General features: G+C 73.6%; 16 protein-coding genes. 8 read left to right on the forward strand and 8 right to left on the reverse strand.

What is annotated here, in order from left to right:
• Nucleotides 1–64 precede the first annotated feature (64 nt).
• From ACFVZH_RS01975 to ACFVZH_RS01985, 3 genes are read left to right on the forward strand one after another with little or no spacing between them, the layout of a single operon-like run.
• Entirely contained in the window at nucleotides 65–988 is a 924-nt protein-coding gene (locus ACFVZH_RS01975) for a YndJ family protein (protein ID WP_384891736.1), read from the forward strand.
• Nucleotides 985–1536, forward strand: a complete 552-nt coding sequence (locus ACFVZH_RS01980; RefSeq protein WP_384891643.1) for a DUF1990 family protein — start codon at nucleotides 985–987, stop codon at nucleotides 1534–1536. The genes ACFVZH_RS01975 and ACFVZH_RS01980 overlap by 4 nt, the downstream gene beginning before the upstream one ends.
• Before the next feature lie 22 nt (nucleotides 1537–1558).
• Entirely contained in the window at nucleotides 1559–2983 is a 1425-nt protein-coding gene (locus tag ACFVZH_RS01985) for a lipase maturation factor family protein (protein WP_384891645.1), read from the forward strand.
• 108 nt (nucleotides 2984–3091) lie between these two features.
• On the opposite strand, the gene ACFVZH_RS01990 is transcribed toward ACFVZH_RS01985, so the two are convergent.
• The 3 genes from ACFVZH_RS01990 to ACFVZH_RS02000 all read right to left on the reverse strand — a co-directional run bounded on the left by ACFVZH_RS01990 (nucleotide 3092) and on the right by ACFVZH_RS02000 (nucleotide 5805).
• A complete protein-coding gene (locus ACFVZH_RS01990) occupies nucleotides 3092–3262 on the reverse strand; it encodes a hypothetical protein (protein ID WP_384891649.1) in 171 nt (56 codons plus the stop codon).
• Between the two features lie 283 nt (nucleotides 3263–3545).
• Nucleotides 3546–5030, reverse strand: coding sequence for an SDR family NAD(P)-dependent oxidoreductase (locus tag ACFVZH_RS01995; RefSeq protein WP_384891652.1), 1485 nt, complete (start codon nucleotides 5028–5030; stop codon nucleotides 3546–3548).
• Nucleotides 5031–5091: 61 nt separating this feature from the next.
• Nucleotides 5092–5805 carry a (2Fe-2S)-binding protein gene (locus tag ACFVZH_RS02000; RefSeq protein ID WP_384891653.1) on the reverse strand — a complete coding sequence of 238 codons (714 nt, stop codon included), beginning with the start codon at nucleotides 5803–5805 and terminating at the stop codon, nucleotides 5092–5094.
• 315 nt (nucleotides 5806–6120) lie between these two features.
• Here ACFVZH_RS02000 and ACFVZH_RS02005 point away from each other — a divergent pair, with 315 nt between their 5' ends.
• Nucleotides 6121–7194, forward strand: coding sequence for a DMT family transporter (locus tag ACFVZH_RS02005; RefSeq protein ID WP_384891656.1), 1074 nt, complete (start codon nucleotides 6121–6123; stop codon nucleotides 7192–7194).
• Here ACFVZH_RS02005 and ACFVZH_RS02010 read toward each other — a convergent pair.
• The 3 genes from ACFVZH_RS02010 to panD all read right to left on the reverse strand — a co-directional run bounded on the left by ACFVZH_RS02010 (nucleotide 7075) and on the right by panD (nucleotide 9924).
• Nucleotides 7075–8592, reverse strand: coding sequence for a transglycosylase family protein (locus ACFVZH_RS02010; RefSeq protein WP_384891659.1), 1518 nt, complete (start codon nucleotides 8590–8592; stop codon nucleotides 7075–7077). The genes ACFVZH_RS02005 and ACFVZH_RS02010 overlap by 120 nt on opposite strands.
• 525 nt (nucleotides 8593–9117) lie before the next feature.
• Complete coding sequence (locus ACFVZH_RS02015) at nucleotides 9118–9462, reverse strand: GNAT family N-acetyltransferase (protein WP_384891661.1); 345 nt, start codon at nucleotides 9460–9462, stop codon at nucleotides 9118–9120.
• A gap of 18 nt (nucleotides 9463–9480) precedes the next feature.
• Nucleotides 9481–9924: an aspartate 1-decarboxylase gene (panD, locus tag ACFVZH_RS02020; RefSeq protein WP_384891663.1), complete on the reverse strand. Its 444-nt coding sequence runs from the start codon at nucleotides 9922–9924 to the stop codon at nucleotides 9481–9483.
• A 253-nt stretch (nucleotides 9925–10177) separates the two neighbouring features.
• Here panD and ACFVZH_RS02025 point away from each other — a divergent pair, with 253 nt between their 5' ends.
• Nucleotides 10178–11176 carry a 1-aminocyclopropane-1-carboxylate deaminase/D-cysteine desulfhydrase gene (locus ACFVZH_RS02025; protein ID WP_384891666.1) on the forward strand — a complete coding sequence of 333 codons (999 nt, stop codon included), beginning with the start codon at nucleotides 10178–10180 and terminating at the stop codon, nucleotides 11174–11176.
• An 87-nt stretch (nucleotides 11177–11263) separates the two neighbouring features.
• On the opposite strand, the gene ACFVZH_RS02030 is transcribed toward ACFVZH_RS02025, so the two are convergent.
• Together ACFVZH_RS02030 and ACFVZH_RS02035 are read right to left on the reverse strand one after the other, a co-directional pair.
• Complete coding sequence (locus ACFVZH_RS02030; protein ID WP_384891669.1) at nucleotides 11264–13723, reverse strand: ricin-type beta-trefoil lectin domain protein; 2460 nt, start codon at nucleotides 13721–13723, stop codon at nucleotides 11264–11266.
• A gap of 205 nt (nucleotides 13724–13928) precedes the next feature.
• Complete coding sequence (locus tag ACFVZH_RS02035; protein ID WP_384891672.1) at nucleotides 13929–16895, reverse strand: AAA family ATPase; 2967 nt, start codon at nucleotides 16893–16895, stop codon at nucleotides 13929–13931.
• A gap of 296 nt (nucleotides 16896–17191) precedes the next feature.
• On the opposite strand from ACFVZH_RS02035, the gene ACFVZH_RS02040 reads away from it, so the two are divergent.
• The 3 genes from ACFVZH_RS02040 (at nucleotide 17192) to ACFVZH_RS02050 (ending at nucleotide 21099) form a co-directional block, all read left to right on the forward strand.
• Nucleotides 17192–18235: a substrate-binding domain-containing protein gene (locus ACFVZH_RS02040; RefSeq protein ID WP_384891675.1), complete on the forward strand. Its 1044-nt coding sequence runs from the start codon at nucleotides 17192–17194 to the stop codon at nucleotides 18233–18235.
• A gap of 261 nt (nucleotides 18236–18496) precedes the next feature.
• The gene (locus ACFVZH_RS02045; protein WP_384891678.1) at nucleotides 18497–20083 is read left to right on the forward strand and encodes a sugar ABC transporter ATP-binding protein; all 1587 of its coding nucleotides are present in this window, start codon (nucleotides 18497–18499) and stop codon (nucleotides 20081–20083) included.
• Nucleotides 20080–21099, forward strand: coding sequence for an ABC transporter permease (locus tag ACFVZH_RS02050; RefSeq protein ID WP_384891681.1), 1020 nt, complete (start codon nucleotides 20080–20082; stop codon nucleotides 21097–21099). Before ACFVZH_RS02045 ends, ACFVZH_RS02050 begins: the two co-directional genes overlap by 4 nt.
• Nucleotides 21100–21242: the final 143 nt, after the last annotated feature.

Here is a 21242-nt window from a genome sequence, read left to right on the forward strand (position 1 = left end):
AAAAGCCCTACTCTCAACTCGCCAGTTGAACGCGTTCAAGTGAGGGTGATGACGCATGACGGCGCTGACGGTCCTGGTGGCCCCGATCGTCATGATCGGAATGTTCTGGGTCGTACCGACGGGGCTCGCGCTCCTCGACGGCCCCCGGCCGCCGGGGTGGGACCCGCTCCGCCGGGCCTGGCCCTTCCTCGCGGCCCCCGGGGCACTCTCCCTCTGGCTCCCCCGCTCCGCGCTCGCCGCCTCGCTCGCCGCCGTCTACGCGCTCGCCACCCTGGCGCTCGCGCTCCAGGCCCCGGCCCGGCTGTTCCTCACCCGCTCCCTGACCGGCAGGACACCGCCGAGGGAGATCGCCGTCCTCACGGCGCTGGCCGCGCCCTCCGTCGCCGGCCTCGCGCTGGTCGCCGAAAGGGCCGCGTACCCGCTGTTCGGCTTCGACCTGAAGCTCCTCGCGCTGACGGTCCCGCACTTCCACTTCGCGGGCTTCGCCGCCGCCCTGGTCGCCGGCCTCGTCTGCCGCGCCTCCGACGGCCCCGCGGCCCGCTGCGCCGCGCTCAGCGTCCCGGCCGGAACCCTGCTCGTGCTCGTCGGCTACTTCGTGGACGACTGGGCCGAACTCGCGGGCGCCGCCGTCCTGACCGCCGGGATGGCCGCGGTCGCCGTCCTGACCCTGCGGGAGCGCCGGGATCTCGCGGCGGACCCCCTCACCCGCGGACTGCTCGCCGTCTCCGCCCTCGTCCTCGTCGCCACCATGCTGCTCGCGCTCAGCTGGGCGCTCGGCGAGGCGACCGGCCTGCCGCACCTCTCCCTGACCTGGATGGCCGCCACGCACGGGCTGGGCAACGCCCTCGGCTTCGCCGTCTGCGCCCTGCTCGCCCGCCGCCGCCTCCGGGTGCCGGCGGAGGCCGGGCCGGATGCCGCGGCCCGGCCCCCCGCACCACCGAGCGCCCCCGCCCTCCCCCTCCACCCGCGAACGGAGATCCCGGCATGACCCGTCTCACCAGCGGCCTCTCCCGGCCCGCCCACCCGCGTCCGGCCCTCACCTACCCCGAGGTGGGCGCCACCCGTACCCCGGAGGCGCTGCCCGCCGGGTACCACCACCTGCGCCACAGCGTGGCCGTCGGCAGCGGCCGCGCCGCGTTCGAGAAGGCCGGCGAGGCCGTCACCACCTGGCGGATGCACCGCCGCTCGGGGGCGAGCGTCCGCAGCGAGGCCCTCCGCGCCGAGCCCGGCGTCTCCCTCGAGGTGTCGGTGGGCGTCGGCGCGGTCCGGCTCGGCGCGCCCTGCTCGGTGGTGTGGACGGCGTACGAGGAGAACCGCACCGGCTTCGCCTACGGCACCCTGACCGGGCACCCGGAGCGCGGCGAGGAGTCGTTCATCGTCTCCCTGGAGCCCGGTGGCACGGTCCGGTTCACGGTCACCGCGTTCAGCCGGCCCGCCGCCTGGTACACCCGGCTCGCCGGGCCCGTGATCCCCGTGCTCCAGCTGGCGTACGCCCGCCGTCTCGGCCGGACGCTCCGGCGCCTCGTCAGGACGTGATCCCGGGCCGATACTGGAAGCGATGGAGTGGTTCACCGCACCCGACCACTGGCTGAGCCGGATCGTCTTCCAGCGGGGCCTCGCCGGGCTGTACTGCGTGGCGTTCCTGTCGGCCGCCCTCCAGTTCAGGGCGCTGATCGGGGAGCGAGGCATGCTCCCGGTCCCGGAGTACGTGCGCCGGACCCTCCCGCGCCACACCCCCTCGCTCTTCCACTGGCGCTACTCCGACCCGCTGTTCGCGGCGGTCTCCTGGTCCGGCGCCGCGCTGGCGCTCGCGCTCGTGGCGGGCGCCGGGGACGCGGTCCCGCTGGCCGTGTCGATGCTCCTGTGGTTCCTGCTCTGGGCGCTGTACCTGTCGATCGTGAACGTGGGCCAGACCTGGTACTCGTTCGGCTGGGAGTCACTGCTCCTGGAGACCGGGTTCCTCGCCGTCTTCCTCGGCAACGACGACACGGGCCCGCCCGTGCTCGTCCTGTTCCTGCTGCGCTGGCTGCTCTTCCGGGTCGAGTTCGGCGCCGGGCTCATCAAGATCCGCGGCGACCGCTGCTGGCGCGACCTGACCTGCCTGTACCACCATCACGAGACCCAGCCGATGCCCGGCCCGCTGAGCTGGTTCTTCCACCACCTCCCGCGCCCGCTGCACCGGGTGGAGGCGGCCGCCAACCACGTCGTCCAGCTGCTCGTGCCGTTCCTGCTGTTCACCCCGCAGCCGGTCGCCACGGTCGCGGCCGGCCTCATGGTGGCGACCCAGCTGTGGCTGGTGCTCTCCGGCAACTTCGCGTGGCTCAACTGGCTCACCATCGTGCTCGCGCTGTCCGCCGTGGACGCCTCGCCGCTCACCGGCGCGCACCCGCAGCCGGACCCACCGCTCTGGTACGTGGTCCTCGTCGCCCTGGTGACCGCCTTCGTCCTGGTCCGGAGCTACCGCCCGGTCCGCAACCTGCTCTCCCGGCACCAGGCGATGAACCGCTCGTACGACCCGTTCCACCTGGTCAACACGTATGGCGCGTTCGGCACCGTCGGCCGGATCAGGGACGAGATCGTCGTCGAGGGCACCGACGACCCGGCACCGCACCGGGGCACGGTCTGGCGGGAGTACGGCTTCAAGGGAAAGCCGGGCGATCCGCGCCGGCTGCCGCGCCAGTTCGCCCCGTACCACCTGCGGCTCGACTGGCTGATGTGGTTCGCGGCGCTCTCTCCCGGGTACGCGCGCGACTGGTTCGGGCCCTTCGTCGAGCGGCTCCTCGACGGCGACCGGGACACCCTGCGGCTGCTCGCCCGCAATCCGTTCCCCGACGCGCCGCCGACCCATGTCCGGGCCCGGCTCTACCGGTACCGGTACACGACCTGGCACGAGCTGCGCACGACCGGGGCCTGGTGGCACCGGACACTACTGCGGGAGTACCTGCCGCCGACCCGGCTGCGGGAGCCGGCGGACCGTTGGTGAGCCGGAGGGCTCCGCGCGCCCGGTCCCGCCTGTGCCCCCGGCCGCCGGAACACGGGTTCCGGCGATTGGGGGCACAGGGGTCGATCGGGGTTGGGTCAGGGCACCGGCTCAGTCGATGCCGGGCAGGATGTGGGGCTCCGCGAGGTCGTCCTCGTAGCCCGCGAGCCGGATCGGGGCCGAGCGGGCCCAGACTTCGAGGCTTCCCAGCTCGCCCTTCCGGCGGGGCCGGTCGATGGGTTCGGCCGGTCGCGGATCCTGCTTCGTCAGTTCGGGTGTCACCGCGCACTCCTTTGTGTCGCGTACCTGTGGGACAAGTGCCGGTCGGTCGCGGTGGCGCCGTTCGTCGGGCGGGACCGCGGCCTTGGTGGCAGGCCAGTCCCCAGGCCGGCCGTGAGGATGGTGTGTCTCCTCGGTGGCTGACCGTGGACATCAGAGTAACCAAATGAGCGGATCCGCGCTCTACCGGGCTCCAAAGTGTGACGCGTTCGGGTGACAGACGTCGAATGAGCGCCCTACCGATCGGTAGAACGCTCATTCCAGACGAGGGGGCCGTGCGGCCCGGTTACCAGTTGGCGGGGGCGTAGTCCTTGAGGAAGCAGCCGTACAGGTCCTCGCCGTCCTCGCCGCGCACGATCGGGTCGTAGACCCGGGCCGCGCCGTCGACCAGGTCGAGCGGGGCGTGGAAACCGGCCTCGGCGAGGCGCAGCTTGTCGAAGTGCGGACGCTCGTCGGTGATCCAGCCGGTGTCGACGGAGGTCATGAGGATGCCGTCCGTCCGGAACATCTCCTCGCCGCTGGTCCGGGTCACCATGTTCATCGCGGCCTTGGCGGCGTTGGTGTTCGGGTGGCCCGCGCCCTTGTAGCCGCGGCTGAAGACGCCCTCCATCGCGGAGACGTTCACGACGTAGGAGCGCCCGCTGGCGGCCTTCCTCGCGGCCTCGGCCATCACCGGACGCAGCTTGCTGATCAGGATGAACGGCGCCGTGTAGTTGCACAGCTGGGTCTCCAGCAGCTCCACCGGGGAGATCTGCTCGATGCTCTGCACCCAGGTGTTGGAGTCGACGACGTCCGGCACCAGGCCGCCCGCGTCGATGGCGGTGCCGTCGAGGTGCTTGGCGATGGTGGCGTTGCCCGCGACGAGCGCGAGGTCGGCGACCTGCTGGGCCTCCAGGTCGCGCACGCCGGCGGGAAGCTCGGACGAACCGACGAGCTCGCCGACCGCGCCGGAGTTGAAGGCGCCGATCACGTGGTGGGCGGGCAGCTCGCCGGCCGGCAGCGCGGCGCTCTCGCCGTCGACCAGGGCGGCGTACGCGGACGGCAGCCGGCGCACGGTCTGCGTCGCGTTGTTGATGAGGATGTCGAGCGGACCGGCCTCGGTCATCTGGTCGGCGAGGGCCACGGCCTGGGCCGGGTCGCGCAGGTCGATGCCGACGACCTCCAGGCGGTGCATCCAGTCCGCGGAGTCCTCCATCGCCTTGAAACGGCGGATGGCGTCCTTGGGGAAGCGGGTCGTGATGGTCGTGTGGGCCCCGTCGCGCAGCAGCCGCAGCGCGATGTACATGCCGATCTTGGCCCGGCCGCCGGTGAGCAGCGCGCGCTTGCCGGTGAGGTCGGCGCGGGCCTCGCGCTTGGACCGGTTCTCGGCGGCGCAGTTCTGGCAGAGCTGGTGGTAGAAGTAGTCGACCTCGACGAACCGCGTCTTGCAGACGTAGCAGGAACGCGGACGCTGGAGTATCCCGGCGATCCGGCCTTCCTCGGTGACCGAGGAGGGCAGGATGCCCTCGGTCTCGTCGTCGATGCGCTGGGCGGAGCCGGTGGCCGTGGCCTCGGTGACCGCCTTGTCGTTGGCGGTCTTGGAGGCCCGGCGCTCCTGGCGGCGGCGCTGCTTCACGGTCCGGTAGATACCGGCGGTGGCCCGCCGGACCAGGATCGCGTCCGGGTGGTCGACGTCCAGCTTGTCGAGCTCGTCGAGGACGCTCAGGCAGACGGCCAGGCGCTCGGGGTCGACGCCCGGCCCGTAGTCCTGGAATTCTTCGGTCACCGTCATGGCCTTCGGGTTCCTCGTTCGCTCGTACGTCGTCGTTCACGGGGCTTTCGAAGAAGCAACTTTACGGAGCGGGGGGCCGCGCCTCCAAACCCGTACGGGGAGCGTGGTCGAAGACACAGTCGCCGCAGAGCCCGCCCCCGGGACAGCGGTAGTACAGACAGCAGCTGGCGCGGCGCAGCCGGGGGCCGCGGACGGTGCCGGCGAGGTCGGGGTGGGCGAGCAGCCCGGAGACGAGCGCGGCGGCCCGTTCGGCGGCCTCCGGCCGCCGGTGGGCGGCCGCCCACCGGGTCAGCTCGCGCAGCGCGCCGGCGAGGGCCGAGCCCGCGTTGCCCCACAGCAGCCGGGGCGAGATCCCGCCGTCGCGCCGCAGCGCCGCGTGCAGCGGGACGAGGTGGGCCTCCAGGACCGCCCCCGTGAGGTCCTCCACGGTGGCGGGGCGGGTCTCCGAGCCGGACCACCACAGGTCGTCGGGGGAAGCGAGGGCCCCGTCCCAGTGGAGCTCGGCGGGTGCCAGGCCCGGGAAGCGGCCGTACAGCGCGGCGGGCCCGAGCGCCGCCGACCAGAGCCGCGCCGCGAGTCCGAGGTGGGCGATCGAGGCCGCGACGCGCCGCTCACCGGCGCCGAGCCGGGCGGCGACCCGGTCCACGCGCGCGGTGAGGGGGCCGTCCTGCCCCGCGTACGACCCCGCGAGCGGACGGTGCGCCCCGCCGGTCTCGGGTGGGGTGGTGCGCAGGGCGAAGAACCCGCCCACCGACCCGCTCTCGACGAGATCCACGCGTCTGCCCCCGGTCCTGTCGCCCCGCCGTCCGTCCGGGCCCGTCCGCGCCTGGAGGGAGCCGCCGTCGCGGCTCGCCGCCCACCGTAGCCGCGAGGCGCGCGCCCCTTTGTTCCGGAATCGATTCCACGGTCGGTTCCGGGCGCTGCCCGACGGCCGTCCCGGGCACCTGAAAAGTCGCTTTCCACCCGGTCCGACCTGCGCGGGTGTACATCCTGAGGCGTACGCGGAGCCCACGTACTGCGCCAGGGGTACATGCGAAGACGTCCCCTGGTACGACGACGCGATCGGCCGGGAAGAGAGATCGTGGAAGGTATGAGTCCTCTCATGCTGTCCGTCCTCCTGGCCCTGGTCTCGGCGGTCGCCTACGCCTCCGCTGCGATCGTGCAGGAACGGGTCGCGGCCTCCGCCGCCGGTCCCCGCTACGCCCCGTTGCGCAGTCCGGCCTGGTGGGGGTCGGTCATGCTCAACGGCGTCGGAGCGGCGCTGCACGTCGCCGCCCTCGCCTACGGGCCGCTCAGTCTGGTCCAGCCGCTGGGCGCGCTCACGATCGTCTTCGCGCTGCCCCTGTCGGCCCTCCTCGTCGGCCGCAGGGCCGGACGGCGGGCCTGGCGCGGCGCCCTCATGGCCACCGCGGGCCTGGCCGGGCTGCTCAGCCTCACCAGCGGTGCCGAGGCACAGGCGCCGGCCGACGACGAGCGGTGGCTGCTCGCGGCGGCGACCTTCGGCGCGGTGGCCGTCCTGTTCACGGTGGCGCGCCTGGTGGGCCGGTCGGTGCTGCGGAGCATCGTCCTGGCCGCCGCGGCCGGCGTCTCGTTCGGCATCGCGTCGGTCTTCACCAAGGCGGTCGCCGAGGAGTGGACGCCCGGCGATCCGCTCGCCGAGTGGCCGGCGCTGCTCGTCCTGTCGGCCCTCGCCGTGACGGGACTGCTCCTCTCCCAGGCGTCCTACCGGGGCGCGGGGCTCGCCGCCCCGCTGGCCACCGTCACCGTGGTCAACCCGGTCGTCGCCGCGGCCGTGGGCCTGACGCTCTTCGGCGAGAGCTTCCGTTACGGCACGGCCGGCGCCGTCGCCGCCCTGATCTGCGGCGCGGTGGCCACGGGCGGACTCGTCCAGCTCATGCTGGACCGGATGAGCGGGCCGGCGGAGGCACCGTCCGAGTCACCGGCGGCCCCGGTTTCGGCGTCCGGGGCGGCCCGGGGGCCGGACCTCGCCCGGGGGACGGAGGTCCGGACGCCCGCGGACGTCCGGCAGCAGGTGGCCCGGGAGTCAGAGGCTGACGCCCCGGGCCCTGAGATAGGCCAGCGGGTCGATGTCGGAGCCGTACCCGGGACCCGTCCGCACCTCGAAGTGGAGATGCGGTCCCGAGCTGTTGCCGGTCGATCCTGAGCGCGCGATGCGCTGACCGGCCTGCACCCGCTGGCCTTCCCGGACCGTGAGCGCGGAGAGGTGCGCGTACTGGCTGTACCGGCCGTCGTCGTGGCGCAGCACGATCTGGTAGCCGTACGCCCCGCCCCACCCGGCGGAGACGACCCGGCCGCCGGCCACGGCCTTGACCGACGTCCCGGTGGGGACCGGGAAGTCGACGCCCGTGTGGTAGCCGCTGGACCAGGAGCTGCCGGGCTTGCCGTAACGGGTTCCGATGTCGGCGGAGACAGGGGCCGAGTAGCGGACCTCGTCGGTGTCGGCGGCGGGCCGGGGTCGGGAGGCCGGCTTCGCGGCGGGCTTGGACACCGGCTTCGCGGCGGGCTTCGTCACCGGCTTCGCGGCCGGCCTGGACACCGGCTTGGACGCGGGCCGGGTGGTCTGTGTCGCGGCGGGTCGCGAGGCGGTCCCGGCGGCGGGCCGCGTCACGGGCTTCGCCGCCGGTCTCGGCGCCGGCTGCACCCCGGGCTTCGTCCCGGGCTTGGCCACCGGGTGTCCGGCCGTGGGCCGGGTGGCGGGGGGCTTGGCGGACGGGGCTCCGGGACGGGTCGCCCCGGTCGGCGGAGAGGTCTGCGCGGGCCTGGCCGTCTGCGCGGGCCGGGCGGTCTGGGCGGGCCGGGCCGTCTTCGCCGGGACGTCGGTCTTCGCGTCGTCCGCCTTCCGGGGCGCGGCGATGCGGAGGGTGAGGCGCTGGCCGGGGTGGATGAGGTCGGGGTCGTCGCCGACGACCGACCGGTTCGTCTCGTACAGGCCCTGCCAGCCTCCCCGGACGTGTTCGTCACGGGCGATCGTCGACAGGGAGTCGCCGGGGGTCACGGTGTACATCTCGCGGACGGTCGGCACGTCGGTCGGGCCGGCGGGCCTGGCGGGCCGCTCCGGTAAGGCGCGCTGCCCCGGCAGGGAGGCGGCCCGGGGCGCGTTCCCGCCGCCGGACGGCTTGCCCGCCGCCGTGCGGCCGGGACCGGTGGTGTCCGGCGCCGGCCCGCCGCGGGCGAGACCCGCGCGCGGCCCGCAGTCCGGCCAGGCACCGGGCCCCTGTCCCTTGAGGACGCGTTCGGCGACGGCGATCTGCTGGTCCTTGGAGGCGAGGTCGGCGCGCGGCGCGTAGTGCGTGCCGCCGTAGCTCTCCCAGGTGGACTGGCTGAACTGGAGACCGCCGAAATAGCCGTTGCCCGTGTTGATGCGCCAGTTGGCGGAGGATTCGCAGGCCGCGACCTTCTCCCAGACATCGAGCGAGGCCGCCTGCACCGCGCCCGCCCCGATGAGCGGCAGCGCCATTCCGGCGCCTCCCGCGGTGACGGTGAGCGAGGCGCGGTTGATCCGGCTCGGCTGGTGGCGGCGGTGACGTCCGCGTACGGCCATGGGTGGGCCCCCCTTGAACACAGCAGCAGCCGTCCAAGTTAGGGGTGGCGCACGCTCCGTGACAAGGGCTTCCGCGGAAGCTCAAGCCTCTTGTGTCACCTCCCTGTTGACGCCCCTCCCCGACCGGCGGGGCCCGGCTGGGGCTGAGGCTCGGGTTCCGGTACGGGCCCTCCGGGCTGCGGCGGACCGGGCTCGGGCGGGACCGGCACCGGGTTCGGCGGCGGCACGGGCGGTGGCGAGGGCACCGGCGGCGGGATCGGCGAAGGAGGCAGCGGATCGGGGTACGGGTGCGTCATCACGGACCTCTCGGTCGACGGGTTCGTCCCTACCCAGAGTGGCCCGCCGCCCGGACCCCCGCCCGCCGGATCCCGCCGTCCGGGCCCCGGCCCACCGGATCCCGCCGTCCAGGCCCCCGCCCACCGGATCCCGCTTCGGGTCGGACCCCCGGGCCGGACGGCCGGAAGGCCCCCGGCGCGGGTGACCGGGTGGGGCTCCCGGCCCGTCCAGGCCGGGAACCCCGCCCGGTCACCACAGTTCCGGGGTGGCCTTGAGCTGGAGCTTCGCCGCGCGGACCACGTCCGACGGCGGCACGGGCGCCTCCTCGGGGTGACGTCCGGCCCACTTGGCCGCGTACGGGCAGAGCGGCACGACGGGTACGCCCTCACCTGCGGCGATCGCGTAGAACCGGCGCACGAGCGCCCCCGCGATCCCCTTCCCCTCGTGCCCGTCCTCGACGATCGTGTGGACGGCCACCAGCGCGTGCGGCTCGGCATCGAGAACGAAGTAGACGACGACGCCGACGAAGGTCTCCCCCTCGAACGCCTCCAGACGCCCCTTGGCCCGGTCGTCCCGGATCTCCGGCTCGGCCATCCGGTGCTCTCCTTCGGCTCAGACCTGCGCGGGCACCACACCGGCCGCGGGCACCGCGTGCGGCCCCCGCACCGTGTCGCTCCCGGGAACCGGCGCGGACGCGTCCGTTCCCAGCTCCACGATGCGGTTGTCGCCGTCGACGTGCACCACGCGCGGCACGAACGTCCGCGCCTCCGCGTCCTCGACCTGCGCGTAACTGATGAGAATGACCAGGTCACCGGGGTGCACCAGATGCGCGGCCGCCCCGTTGATCCCGATCACACCGGAACCGCGCTCCCCCTCGATCACATACGTCTCAAGGCGGGCCCCGTTGTCGATGTCCACGATGTGCACCAGCTCACCGGGCAGGAGATCGGCCGCCTCCATCAGATCCGCGTCGACGGTCACCGACCCGACGTAATGGAGGTCCGCCTGGGTCACGGTGGCACGGTGGATCTTCGACTTGAACAAGGTACGCAACACGGAGAAACTCCCGATCTGTCTGCTCCCTGCCTGCTTTCTGCAGGTCAAGGGCGGTCTTCGGAGCGTACAACGATTCACGTGCCCAGTCAGCCGTCCCCAGGTGTCGCAGGATTCACGCCGACGGCGGGTGCCGGGGGCTCGCTCGTGGCACGGAGCGACGGCGCCGGGAGCCCCTGGCGGGTCGGGCGGCCGACCGGTTGAGGTGGTGTCGAAAGCGGTCCGGTCCGGGGCGCGATGCTCTACCGTCCGCTCCATGCGACCTCCTCTGCTGCACAGGCGCTGTCCCGAACTGGCCGGCTCGCTGCCGTTCCTCCGACTGGGTGCGGCACCCACGCCGGTGCGGCCGCTGCCGGGGCTGGGTACACGGGAGGAGTTGTGGGTCAAGGACGAGAGCGGATACGGCGACGGCGGCTGGGGCGGCAACAAGGTCCGCAAGCTGGAGTGGCTGCTGCCGGAAGCCCGCCGGCGCGGCGCGAGGACCATCCTCACGGTCGGCGGCCTCGGCACCAACTGGGGCCTCGCCGCCGCCCGGTACGCGCGGGAGGCGGGGCTCGGGGTGGCCCTGGGCCTGATCGACCACCCCGTCGACGAGCACGTACGGGCCCAGCTGGAACGGCTGCGCGCCTCCGGCGCCTCGCTGCACTTCCTGCACACCAAGGGCCGGCTGATCCTGGCCGCACCCTGGCTCTTCGCCCGACACGCCCACGGCCTCGCCCTGCCGTACTACCTGCCGCCGGGCGGCTCCTCGCCGCTCGGCACGCTCGGCTCCGTCGAGATCGCCCTGGAGCTGGGCGCGCAGGTCGAGGCCGGGGAGCTGCCGGAGCCGGCGTGGCTGGTCACCGCCGTCGGATCCGGCGGCACCACCGCGGGGCTGGCCCTCGGACTGCGGCTCGCCGGACTGCGCACCCGCGTCCTCGGCGTCGTCGTCAACGACACCCTGAGGCTGGACTCCCGCTCGCTCCTCGGGATGGCCCGCCGCTCCGCGTCCCTGCTCCGGGCCCGCGGCGCCGACATGACCGGCGCCGTACCCGCCGCCGACGCGATCCGCGTCGAGACGGCCTGGCTGGGGGACGGTTACGCCCACCCCACCAGCGCCGGCGATCAGGCCCTCGCCCGCGCCTCGGCGCAGGCCGGCCTGACCCTGGAACGCACCTACACCGCCAAGGCGTTCGCCGCCCTGCTCGAACTCGACGCGGCGGGCGGGCCGGGCGGCGGCCCGGTGGTCTTCCTGCAGACCCACGGGCCGCGCTGACGCGGCATCGGGACGAGGGCCGGCCGGCCCTGCGCCGTGGCGGCGGCCCGCGGTGGATCCGGGGCCGCCGCGACGTGGACCGTGGTGCTACGGCAGGGTCCAGCGCTGGTTGGCGCCGCCGTTGCACGTCCAGATGACCAGCTGGGTGCCGTCCGTGGTGCTGGCGGCCGGGTCGTCGAGGCAGAGGCCGGACTGGACGCCCTTCAAGCTGCCGTCGGCCTGCGGGGTCCACTGCTGGTTGCTGCCGCCGTTGCAGGTCCACAGGTCGACGAGGGTGCCGTCGCTCGTCCCCTGGCCGACCACGTCCAGGCACTTGCCGCCGTGCAGCAGCCGGCCGTTGTCCCAGGTCCACGTCTGTGCGGGGTCGGTGCCGTCGCAGCTCCGGATGACGGCCTGGGTGCCGTCGGCGGAGGAGTTGCCGGCGGCGTCGAGGCACTTGCCGGACACACCCGACGGGACCGGGCCGGTGAACGCGTCGCCGCCGGTGCCGGGGGTGAGGGCGAACCCGTCGAACTGCTGCGTCCGGTAACCGGTCACGGCCAGGCCGGCCATGCCGGAGGTGAACGAGTGGTCGGTGACGGTGCCGACCGTCTGCCCGTCGATCGCGGCGGTCAGGGTCGAGCCCTGCATGGTGAGGGCCATGCGGTGCCAGGTGTTCAGGCCGGGCGCGGTGACGGTGCCGGAGGCCAGGGTGGTGAGGTTCCAGGCGAGGTCGGTCTTGGCGATCGCCCAGGCACCGGTGCTGCTCAGGCTCAGGTGGTAGGCGTTCAGACCGCCGTTGTTGCGGCCCTGCCGGTTGACACGGCCGAGGACCTCGGTGGAGCCGGCCTGCTCGAACAGGGTGTCCGCGCTGACGGTGTAGTTCACCCAGCTGCTGTCACCGACGATGGTGTACGGCATGTTGTTCGACTCGTCGGTCCAGCGGATCGGGGAGACCGGGGCCATCTGGCGCAGACACGCGGCGGTGCGGCCGCCGCCGCAGGGCACGGTCTGGAAGGCGCCGTTCATGTCGGAGAAGTACTTCGGGGAGGAGGTCGCGGCCGGCGTGTCGAAGTCGTCGGCGTAGGGGAGGTTCAGCGGCGCGGGGGCCGGCGGGGTGGTGATGCCCTTGCCCTGGCCGGTGGTGGTGGTCACCGTGTAGACGTGGCCGGGCCGGAGGGTGAGCGTGTACGTGCCGCCGACCGGTTTGACGTCCGGCTGACGGACGAAGTCGTCGGACGGATCGGCGGTCGCCAGGTCGGTCGCCCAGACGTGGACGCGCCCGGTGGACAGGCCGCCGGTGACCTTGAAGGTCGCGGTCTGCGGCGCGGTGGCGTCCACCGTCTCGATGACCGTGGAGTAGTCGGTGCCCTTCGGCGACCTCAGCGCGACATAGCTGCCGTTGGCACGGTCGCCGCCCAGGTAGCCGGTCGCCGAGTCGAGGTACTTCCAGCCGGGCCGGGTGAACTGGGTGGTGTGCGCCGTGACCCAGGTGGTCCGGCCGACGGAGTAGTTGCCGGACCAGGGCTGCGCGGCGAGCGAGAGGCCGTCGGTGGAGAAGTAGAGGTTCTGGTAGAGCGCGGCGACGACCGGCCAGTTCATGTACGACGTCATCCGGCCGTCGATGTAGTCGCGGTTGATGGCGCGGGCCACCGCCGGGGCGCCGGCGTTGTAGTCCTGGGAGCCGCTCTCGCTGGCCCAGATCGGCTTGCCGAGGGCCTTCGCGTCCGCCGTGCTGTTGCAGGTGTCCATCGCGCCGAGGTAGCCGCAGGGGTAGTGCATGCCGAGGACGTCGATGGCGGAGGCGAGCTCCGGGTCGCCGGTCATCGCCGTGGCGAGGCCCCAGTCGTAGCTGTCCGCCGCGACCACCTTGGTGTCCGCGTGGCCGCCGGTGACCAGTGTCCTCTTGAGCTTCTTGTACCAGGCGGCGTCGTACTCGCGCTCGTTCCAGCCGCCGATGTAGTCGATCGGCAGGTGGTGCCGGGCGGCGCAGCCGAACCAGCCCATGATGTAGTCGATCATGTCCTGGGACCAGAAGTACGGCTTCCCGGGCGAGGGGTTGGCCGGGTCGTCGACGCCGATCCAGCCGGGCGCGCCCCAGGCGAGGCCGTAGAGCTTGATGTCCGGGTTGCGGGCCTTGGCCTGCTCGGCCAGCCACCATTCGTAGCCCTGGTTGCAGTCGACGGCGCCCCTGGTGTGCTGGTAGCTGGCCTCGGCGCCGTCGGTGGAGTTGGTGTCGCCGCCGATCTCGATCTTGAGCGACTGGAGAGCGGCGCCGTAGCCGGGCTTGAAGAGGTAGTCGAGGAGTTGGCTGCGCTGCGGCTCGGGGTAGTCGATGAGCAGACGGGAGTTGCCGCCTCCACCACTGGCGGCGCCGACACCGTCGAAGACCCGGCCGGCGCTGCCGCCGTCCACGGTGATCCGGGTGTCCGCCGGGGGCGCGGCGGCATCGGCGGGGGTGGCCGCCGGTCCGGCGACGAGTCCGGTGAACAGGAGGAGCGAGGCGGCCAGTGCCGCCGTTCTGAGGATGCGTCCAGGGGTGGTCAGGACACGGTGGGGCCCGTGCATGAAGAAGCCTTTCGTCCGAGGCCGGGAAACGACGTGCCGCGCACCTCTTCCGAGCGGGTGGGTGGGCGGATCACACGACTGTCACTCAAAAGTAAACAGATTCGATCGCGTCCGAACGTTAGAGTGCGACGCATCGATGGTCAATGGTTCGTCGCGCGCTTTTCCGTCGGATGATTCCGATCGCCCGCCCCGCCCTGGCCCGTGATTACTCCGGCGCCGATTGCCGATCGAGCACCGGGGAAATGGATTTCCGTGTGGTGCGTAGTTTTCTGAGCACGCTCGCCACATGGTTCTCGACGGTCCTCGGGGAGAGGCGCAGCGCGGTGGCGATCTGCTGGTTGGTGGCGCGGCCCGCCAGCAGTTCGGCCACCTGCCGCTCGCGCGGCGAGAGCCGGTCGCCGTAGCCCCGGCGACCGGGCGAGGGCGCACGGGAGAGGCCGAGGTCGTACGCCAGCCGCCGGCAGCGGCCCAGGTCGCCGGCCGCGCCCAGCCGGGCATAGCCCTCCGCGGCTTCGGCGAGGACCGCCGCCGCCTGGGTCCGGTCCGCGAGGGCCAGGGCGGCCCCGTTCCGCTCCGCGGCACGGGCGGCGCCGTACGGCCGGCCGATGCTCCGCCACATCCGCCGGGCTGCGGCGAAGTGCCCGGCCGCGGAACCGGGCTCGGCGTCGAGCAGCAGAAGGCCCCGGGCGAGCTGCAGTTCGGCGTCGGCCGCCGGGGCGTCCAGGCCGCGCAGCGCCTGTTCCGCGTCGGCGGCGAGGCGCTCCGCGAAGGCACGGTCCCCGCAGGCCAGCGCCACCTCGACCGCCACCGGGACCAGTCCGCTCGCCTTCGGCCACGTGGCGCCGCGGCGCAGCAGGGCGGCCGCGGGCTCGGCCGCCGCCATCGCCTCCTGCGGCGCGCCCTGGGCGAGCAGCACCGCTGCGAGTCCGGCGGCCGTGCGCAGCGCCACCGAAGCGGTGGACCGGTGCGCCGTCGGCGGCCCCGTGCGGGCGAGGTGGTGCAGCGCCTGTCCGCTCCGCCCGCGGGCCGCGGCCAGCAGGCCCAGGGCGAGCGACCGCTCGGCGTCGGGCCGCGCGAGACCGGGGCAGCCGGCGGCCGAGGTGTCGGCGGCCAGCGAGTCGAAACGCTCCTCCAGGCCGTCCCAGCGACCGGCGAGGAGGTCGAGGCGGAGCAGGCCGGCCCGACCGTGGAGGGCGAGCACCGGGGTGTCGGTGAGTCCGGCCAGACGGACGCTCTCGGCGAGCAGTCCGGCCGCGCGGAGGTCGTGTCCGAGCGCCGTGGCGCCCTCGCCCGCGTCGCCCAGGGCGCGCGCGGTCCGCCTGCGGACGGCGACGTCCGCGCCCTCGCGTGGGAGCCGGTCCAGCAGCGGCCAGACGGACGGGTCACCCTGTCCGCAGCGCAGGGCGAGCCGCGTGGTGAGCACGGCCGCGCGGACGTCGACATCGGCATCGGCATCGGCATCGGCATCGGCATCGGCATCGAAGTCGGCGTCGGCGTCGGGGCTGCCGTCGAGCGCGCTCTCGGCACGTTCGAGCCACTTCCGGGACCGGTCGGGGGGCTCGGACTCGTCCAGGGCGAGGGCGAGCGCGGCGCGGGCGGCCGGTTCCGGGTGGCCGACGAGCTCGGGTACGGCCGTGCGCAGTTCGGTGATGCCGGTCCGGTCCCCGTCGCGGTCGAGCAGCACCAGCCCCAGGGCGAGCCGGACGGCACCACGGGCAGCGGTGGGAAGTCCCGGCGCCACCAGGAGGGACCGCAGCCGGACCGTGTCCACCGCACGGCCCAGGCCGTCGGCGGCGATCCGGGCGAGAGCGAGCGCCGCCCGGTCGTACCGGACCGGGTCCAGGCCGGGCTGGTCGAGGACGCCGCACAGCAGCGTCACGGCGGTCGCCGGGTCGCCGTTGCCCGCGGCCTCGGCGGCCGCTTCCTCGGCCAGACCCAGCCACGCGGCCCGCTCTCCGAGGGCCAGCCGGTGGTGGGCGATCCGCGCCCGCGGAACAGGGGTCCACCGCTCCAGGGCCTGGACGGCACGCCGGTGCAGGCGGAGCCGGCGCGGCAGCGGCACGAGCTCGTACACGGCCCGTGCGGCAAGCGGGTGGCGAAAGCCGTAGCACTGGCCGCCGACCTCGCGGAGCAGGGCCCCGCGCAGGGCCTCGACCAGCCCGCGGCCGCCGGGGTCCGGATCGAGACCGGCGACCTCGGCCAGCAGCGGCTCCTCGGCGGGACCGGCGAGGACCGCCGCCGCCTCGACGATCCCCGCGCCCGCCGGGGACAGTCCGGCGATCCGTTCGCAGACCGCCTCGCGCAGGCCACGGGGTACGGCCGCGCCGCGCAGCCGCAGCACCTCCTCTTCCGCCCCCGGGCCGCCGGGTACGAGCCCGCCGGGTGCGGTCTCGCCGAGCATGGCGAGGTCTTCCTCCGCCACCAGCGGCAGGCCCTGGCTGCGCTCGTGCAGGGCCGCGACCAGCGCTCCGGTGACCGGCCTGCCGAGTGCCGCCGTGGCCAGCTCCCCGACATCGGCGACGGTCAGGGGCCGGAGGCCGATGGTCGTGCCGCCGGCGCCGGGCGGACGGCGGTAGGCGGAGCCGAGCGGAAGCCGACCGGGCGGGAGGTCCTCGGTGCGGTGGGTGAGGACCAGGCTCAGCTGTTCCGGGAGGTCGCGGGCGAGGAGCAGGAGCAGGTCGCGCGAGGCGTCGTCGGCCCACTGGAGGTCCTCGACGACCAGCACGGCCGGGCCGAGCGCGCGGAGCAGGGCGCGCATCGCCGCGAGCAATTCGGTCGGCCCGGCCGGGTGCCGGCCGGCACCGGTGCTCCCCCGCGGCAGCCGATCCGCCAGCCCGGGCAGCAGACGGACCAGCGGGGCGGCCGCCCGGGGGAGGACGGTGTCGCCGAGCCAGGGATCGGCCTTGTCGAGGGCATCGGCCAACGGCCCGTACGGGGAGGGCTCGCGCAGCGGATGGCAGAGGCCGGAGAGGACCGGGATGCCCTCGGCGCGCAACACGGCGGCCGCCTCGGCGACCAGTCGTGACTTGCCGGCGCCCGCCTCGCCTTCGACCAGCGCCACCGCCGGCGGCGTGCGGATCGCGTCGAGTAGCCGGCCCAGCTCTGGGCCGTGGCCGACGTGGGGGTACCTGCCGACTCCGGCGGTCCCGTCCGGGGTGGGTGGTCGCTCCATGTGTCCGCCTCTCCGCCCTCGGCATCAGGTGATCCACCGTCGGCCACGGGGCGGCCGAAAAACCATCCGTATGTCCTCGACTCCGGATACTCATTCAATGAATTCGAATTTCCTGGGTATCCCATTCCATAGGTATCGATAACGAAGCGATATCGGGCGGGAGTCGAATGTTTCGGGCTCTTGACGGCGAGGCGAACCGGCGGTTTTGCTGAGACACATCACGTTTGAAAGTGATGAGATGTGGTCGATTGTGTTTGGATCCGCTCGTCTCACTCATCCCCCTCTGGAGTCGCCCCATGTCCCGTGCCCGCGCCCGCCTGCTCCCCGCCGCCGCGCTGGGACTGTCCACCGTCCTCGGCCTGACCGCCTGCTCCTCGGGCCGGACCACCGGCGGTTCCGACAGCCAGGCCGCACCCGTCAGCGGGAAGATCTCGCTGACCTACCTGCAGAAGCAGGGCGACCAGGAGTACTTCGTCGGCGAGGCCGACGGAGCGAAGGCCAAGGCCGCCGAGCTCGGCATCGACCTCAAGGTGGTCAACCTCGGCAGCGACGCCAACAAGACGGTCGGCGAGGTGCAGTCGGCGATCGCGCAGAAGAGCAACGGTCTGATCGTCGTGGTCCCGGACCCGGCGGTCGGCCCGCAGATCGTGCAGACGGCCCGGGACGCCAAGGTCGCGCTGCTCACCTCCGACGACCAGGTCTGCGCGACCGGCCCCTCCCCCGCCTCCTGCGCCAAGGGCGACCTGGTGCCGCGCATCGGCTTCAGCGGCGAACAGATGGGGGCCGAGGTCGGCAAGCGGGCCGCCGAGGAGTACAAGAAGGCCGGCTGGACGGCCGCGGACACCCGGATCATCTCCGCGTGGAAGCAGGACGTCACCGTCTGCGGCGACCGCGTCAAGGCCGCCGGTGCGGCCTTCGACGCGGCGGTCCCGGGCGTGCGGACCCTCGACGTCGCCACCGACAACACCCCCACCGGCGCCCAGGACAAGGTCGCGGCGACCGTCACCGCCAACCCCGGCGTCAAGCACTGGGTGGTCTGGGGCTGCAACGACGAGAACGTCCAGGGCGGCGTCACCGCGCTGCGGAACGCCGGGATCGCCCCGCAGGACATCGACGGCGTCGGCCTCGGCGCGTACCTCGCCTGCAAGGAGTGGAAGTCGGGCAAGCCGTCCGGGATGAAGGCCGCGCTGTTCATCAACGGCAAGGACGTCGGCGCCCTCGCCGTCCAGACCATGTACGACAAGCTCAAGAACGGCAAGGACTTCCCCGCCGAGGCGTTCGCCCCGACCAAGATGGTCGACGCCGCCACCTGGCAGGCCGCGGGCGTCAGCTGCGGCTGACCCACAGCCGAGAGCCGGTGCGGCCCACGACCCCCGCCTGCCGCACCGGCTCTCCTACCCGCCCGGCCGCACCGGCGCTCCCGACCACACGGCCGCGTCGGTGCTCCGGACCGCCCCGCAGCACCCGCGCTCCGGACTGCCCGACCGCACCGGCGCTCCCGGCCGCCCGGCAGCACCCGCTCTCCATACCGCCCGGCGGGCGGGCACGGCCGCCGCCGCCCCTCCCGTCCCACCCGTACCGCAACGCCAGTTGAGGCCAAGATGACCACACCCAGCCGCTCGCCCGCCGCGCCGGCTCACCCGCCCGGCCTGACCACAGAGAACGTCGGCAAACGCTTCGGCGCCGTCCAGGCGCTGCGGGGCATCGACCTGAACTTCCCGCCCGGGCAGGTCACCGCCCTGATGGGCGAGAACGGCGCCGGGAAGTCCACCCTGCTGCGCATCCTGACCGGCGACCACCGGCCCAGCGAGGGCCGGGTCCTGCTCGACGGCGAGGTCCTCGACCTGACGTCGCCGATCGACGCCCGGCAGGCCGGGATCCGGATCATCCCCCAGGAGCCGGAGATCATCCCGCACGTGTCGGTCGCCGAGAACGTCTACGCCGGCGCCCTGCCGCGCCGCGCGGGCCGCCGTCTCGACCGTGCCGAGCTACGCCGCCGGATCACCGCCGACCTGGATCGCCTCGGCTTCACCAAGGTCCTCGACCCCGATCTGCTCGGATCGGAACTCACCGCCGCACAGCGCCAGTTGGTCGAGATCCTGCGCGCCCTGACCGGCGACACCCCGGCCCGCGTGATCGCCTTCGACGAGCCCACCTCCTCGCTCTCCGAGCACGAGGTCGAAGCACTCTTCGCCCTGATCGAGCGCCTGCGCTCGCAGGGCATCGCGGTCGTCTACGTCTCCCACCGGATGAAGGAGATCTTCCGACTCGCCGACCGGATCGCGGTCCTGCGCGACGGCACGCTCGCCGGTGTCGCGGACGCCTCCGAGACGGACGAGAGCGACCTGGTCAGGCTCATGGTCGGCCGCGACCTGGCCGACCTGTTCGTCCGTCAGAACGTGGCCACCGAGCGGGTGGTGCTCCAGGCCGACGGCCTCTGCACCGACGACGTCCACGACGTGTCGCTCACCGTCCACGCCGGCGAGGTCGTCGCCCTGGCGGGCCTGATCGGCGCCGGCCGTTCCGAGCTCGCCCTCGCCCTGGCGGGTGACGCGCCGATCCGCGCCGGCACGGTCCTCCTCTCCGGTCGACCGCTGCGCCTCGGCAGCCCGCGCCGGGCGATCCGGGCCGGCATCGGCCTCGCGCCCGAGGAGCGCAAGGCCCAGGCGCTGTTCCTCCACCGCACCATCCGGGACAACACCTCGCTGGTCAGCCTCGAACGGCTGCGCCGCAGGCGCTTCGTCAGACTCCGCGAGGAGAAGGACCTCGCCCAGCGCTACGCCGACCGTCTGAGGGTGCGCGCCCCCTCGATCGAGACCGAGGTGCGGACCCTGTCCGGCGGCAACCAGCAGAAGGTGGTACTCGCCCGCTGGCTGGCCCGCCGACCCGATCTGCTGATCCTGGACGAGCCCACGCGTGGCGTCGACATCGGTGCCAAGGCCGAGATCTACCAGATCATCGCCGACCTCGCCCGCGACGGCGTCGCGGTGCTCGTCATCTCCTCCGAACTCCCCGAGGTACTCGGCCTCGCCGACCGCGTCGTCGTCATGCAGAACGGCCGGGTCACCGGAGAGCTCAGCCGCTCCGAAGCCTCCGAGGAGGCAGTCCTCGCCCTCGCGATGGCCGACGACCTGACCACCGACTCCCGAACCGACCGCCACGCCAGCACCGGAGCACAGAAGCCATGACCACCAGCACCGCCCCCACCACCGCACCGCAGCGGCCCGACCGCGCCCGGGCGCTGCTCGGCTCCGTCGGCGGCCAGAACCTCAGCCTGATCGGTGCCCTCGCCGTCGTCGTCGCCCTGTTCGGCTCGCTCAACCCCAACTTCCTCGGCTGGGACAACATCCAGGTGATCGCCGAGGCCGCCACCATCGCCGGGCTGCTCGCCGTCGTCCAGACCGTCGTCATCATCTGCGGCGGCCTGGACATCTCGGTCGGCTCGCAGGCCGGCCTGGCCTCCGTGGTCAGCGCCATGGTGTTCACCGCGGCGGGCTCCAGCGCCCCGGCGGGCATCGGCTGCGCACTCGCCGTCGGCACGGCCGTCGGCCTGTTCAACGGCGTCGTGATCATCTACGGCCGGGTCAACCCCACCATCGCCACCCTCGCCGGCCTCGCCGCCTACAAGGGCGTCGCCCAGCTCGTCTCCGACGGCCGCGCCCAGGGGTACGTGCTCGGCGACCCGGTCTTCGTCTTCCTCAGCCGCGGGAAGATCGCCGGCCTGCCCACCATGATCTGGATCCTGATCCTGGTGGCCGCCGCCGTCCACGTGCTGCTCACCTACACCGACATCGGCCGCAACATCTACGCCATCGGCGGCAATGACACCGCCGCCCGCCTGGCCGGTATCAACCTCAACAAGTACCTGATCTCCGCCTACGCACTCAGCGGCGCGGTCGCCGCCCTCGCGGGTGTCCTGCTCACCGCCCGCACCGGAAGCGGTCAGCCGGTGTCCGGCAGCGAAGGACTCGAGCTCCAGTCCATCACCGCCGCCGCACTCGGCGGCTGCGCTCTCAAGGGCGGCAAGGGCGGCATCGGCGGCACCCTGCTCGCCGTCGCCCTGCTCGGCGCCCTCCAGAACGGCCTCACCGTCCAGGGCATCAACAGCTTCTGGCAGAACGTCGCCCAGGGGACCCTCCTGGTCGCCGCCGTGGTGATCCAGCAGCGGCGCAACCGCGAACGCGCCGTCGGCCTGCCCGCCTGACCGGGCGGGCAGGCGGGCAGGCGGGCAGGCGGGCAGGCGGGCGACGAGCACCGGTCGCCGCCGTCGCCGTTCCCCTCCCCGTCGGCCCACCGCGGGGAGAAGCCCGCCGCGGCGGCACGCGCCGCCTCGTGCCCGGCGCGTGC

The sequence above is a fragment of the Streptomyces sp. NPDC059534 genome, assembly GCF_042743475.1.
Classification (GTDB): Bacteria; Actinomycetota; Actinomycetes; order Streptomycetales; family Streptomycetaceae; genus Streptomyces.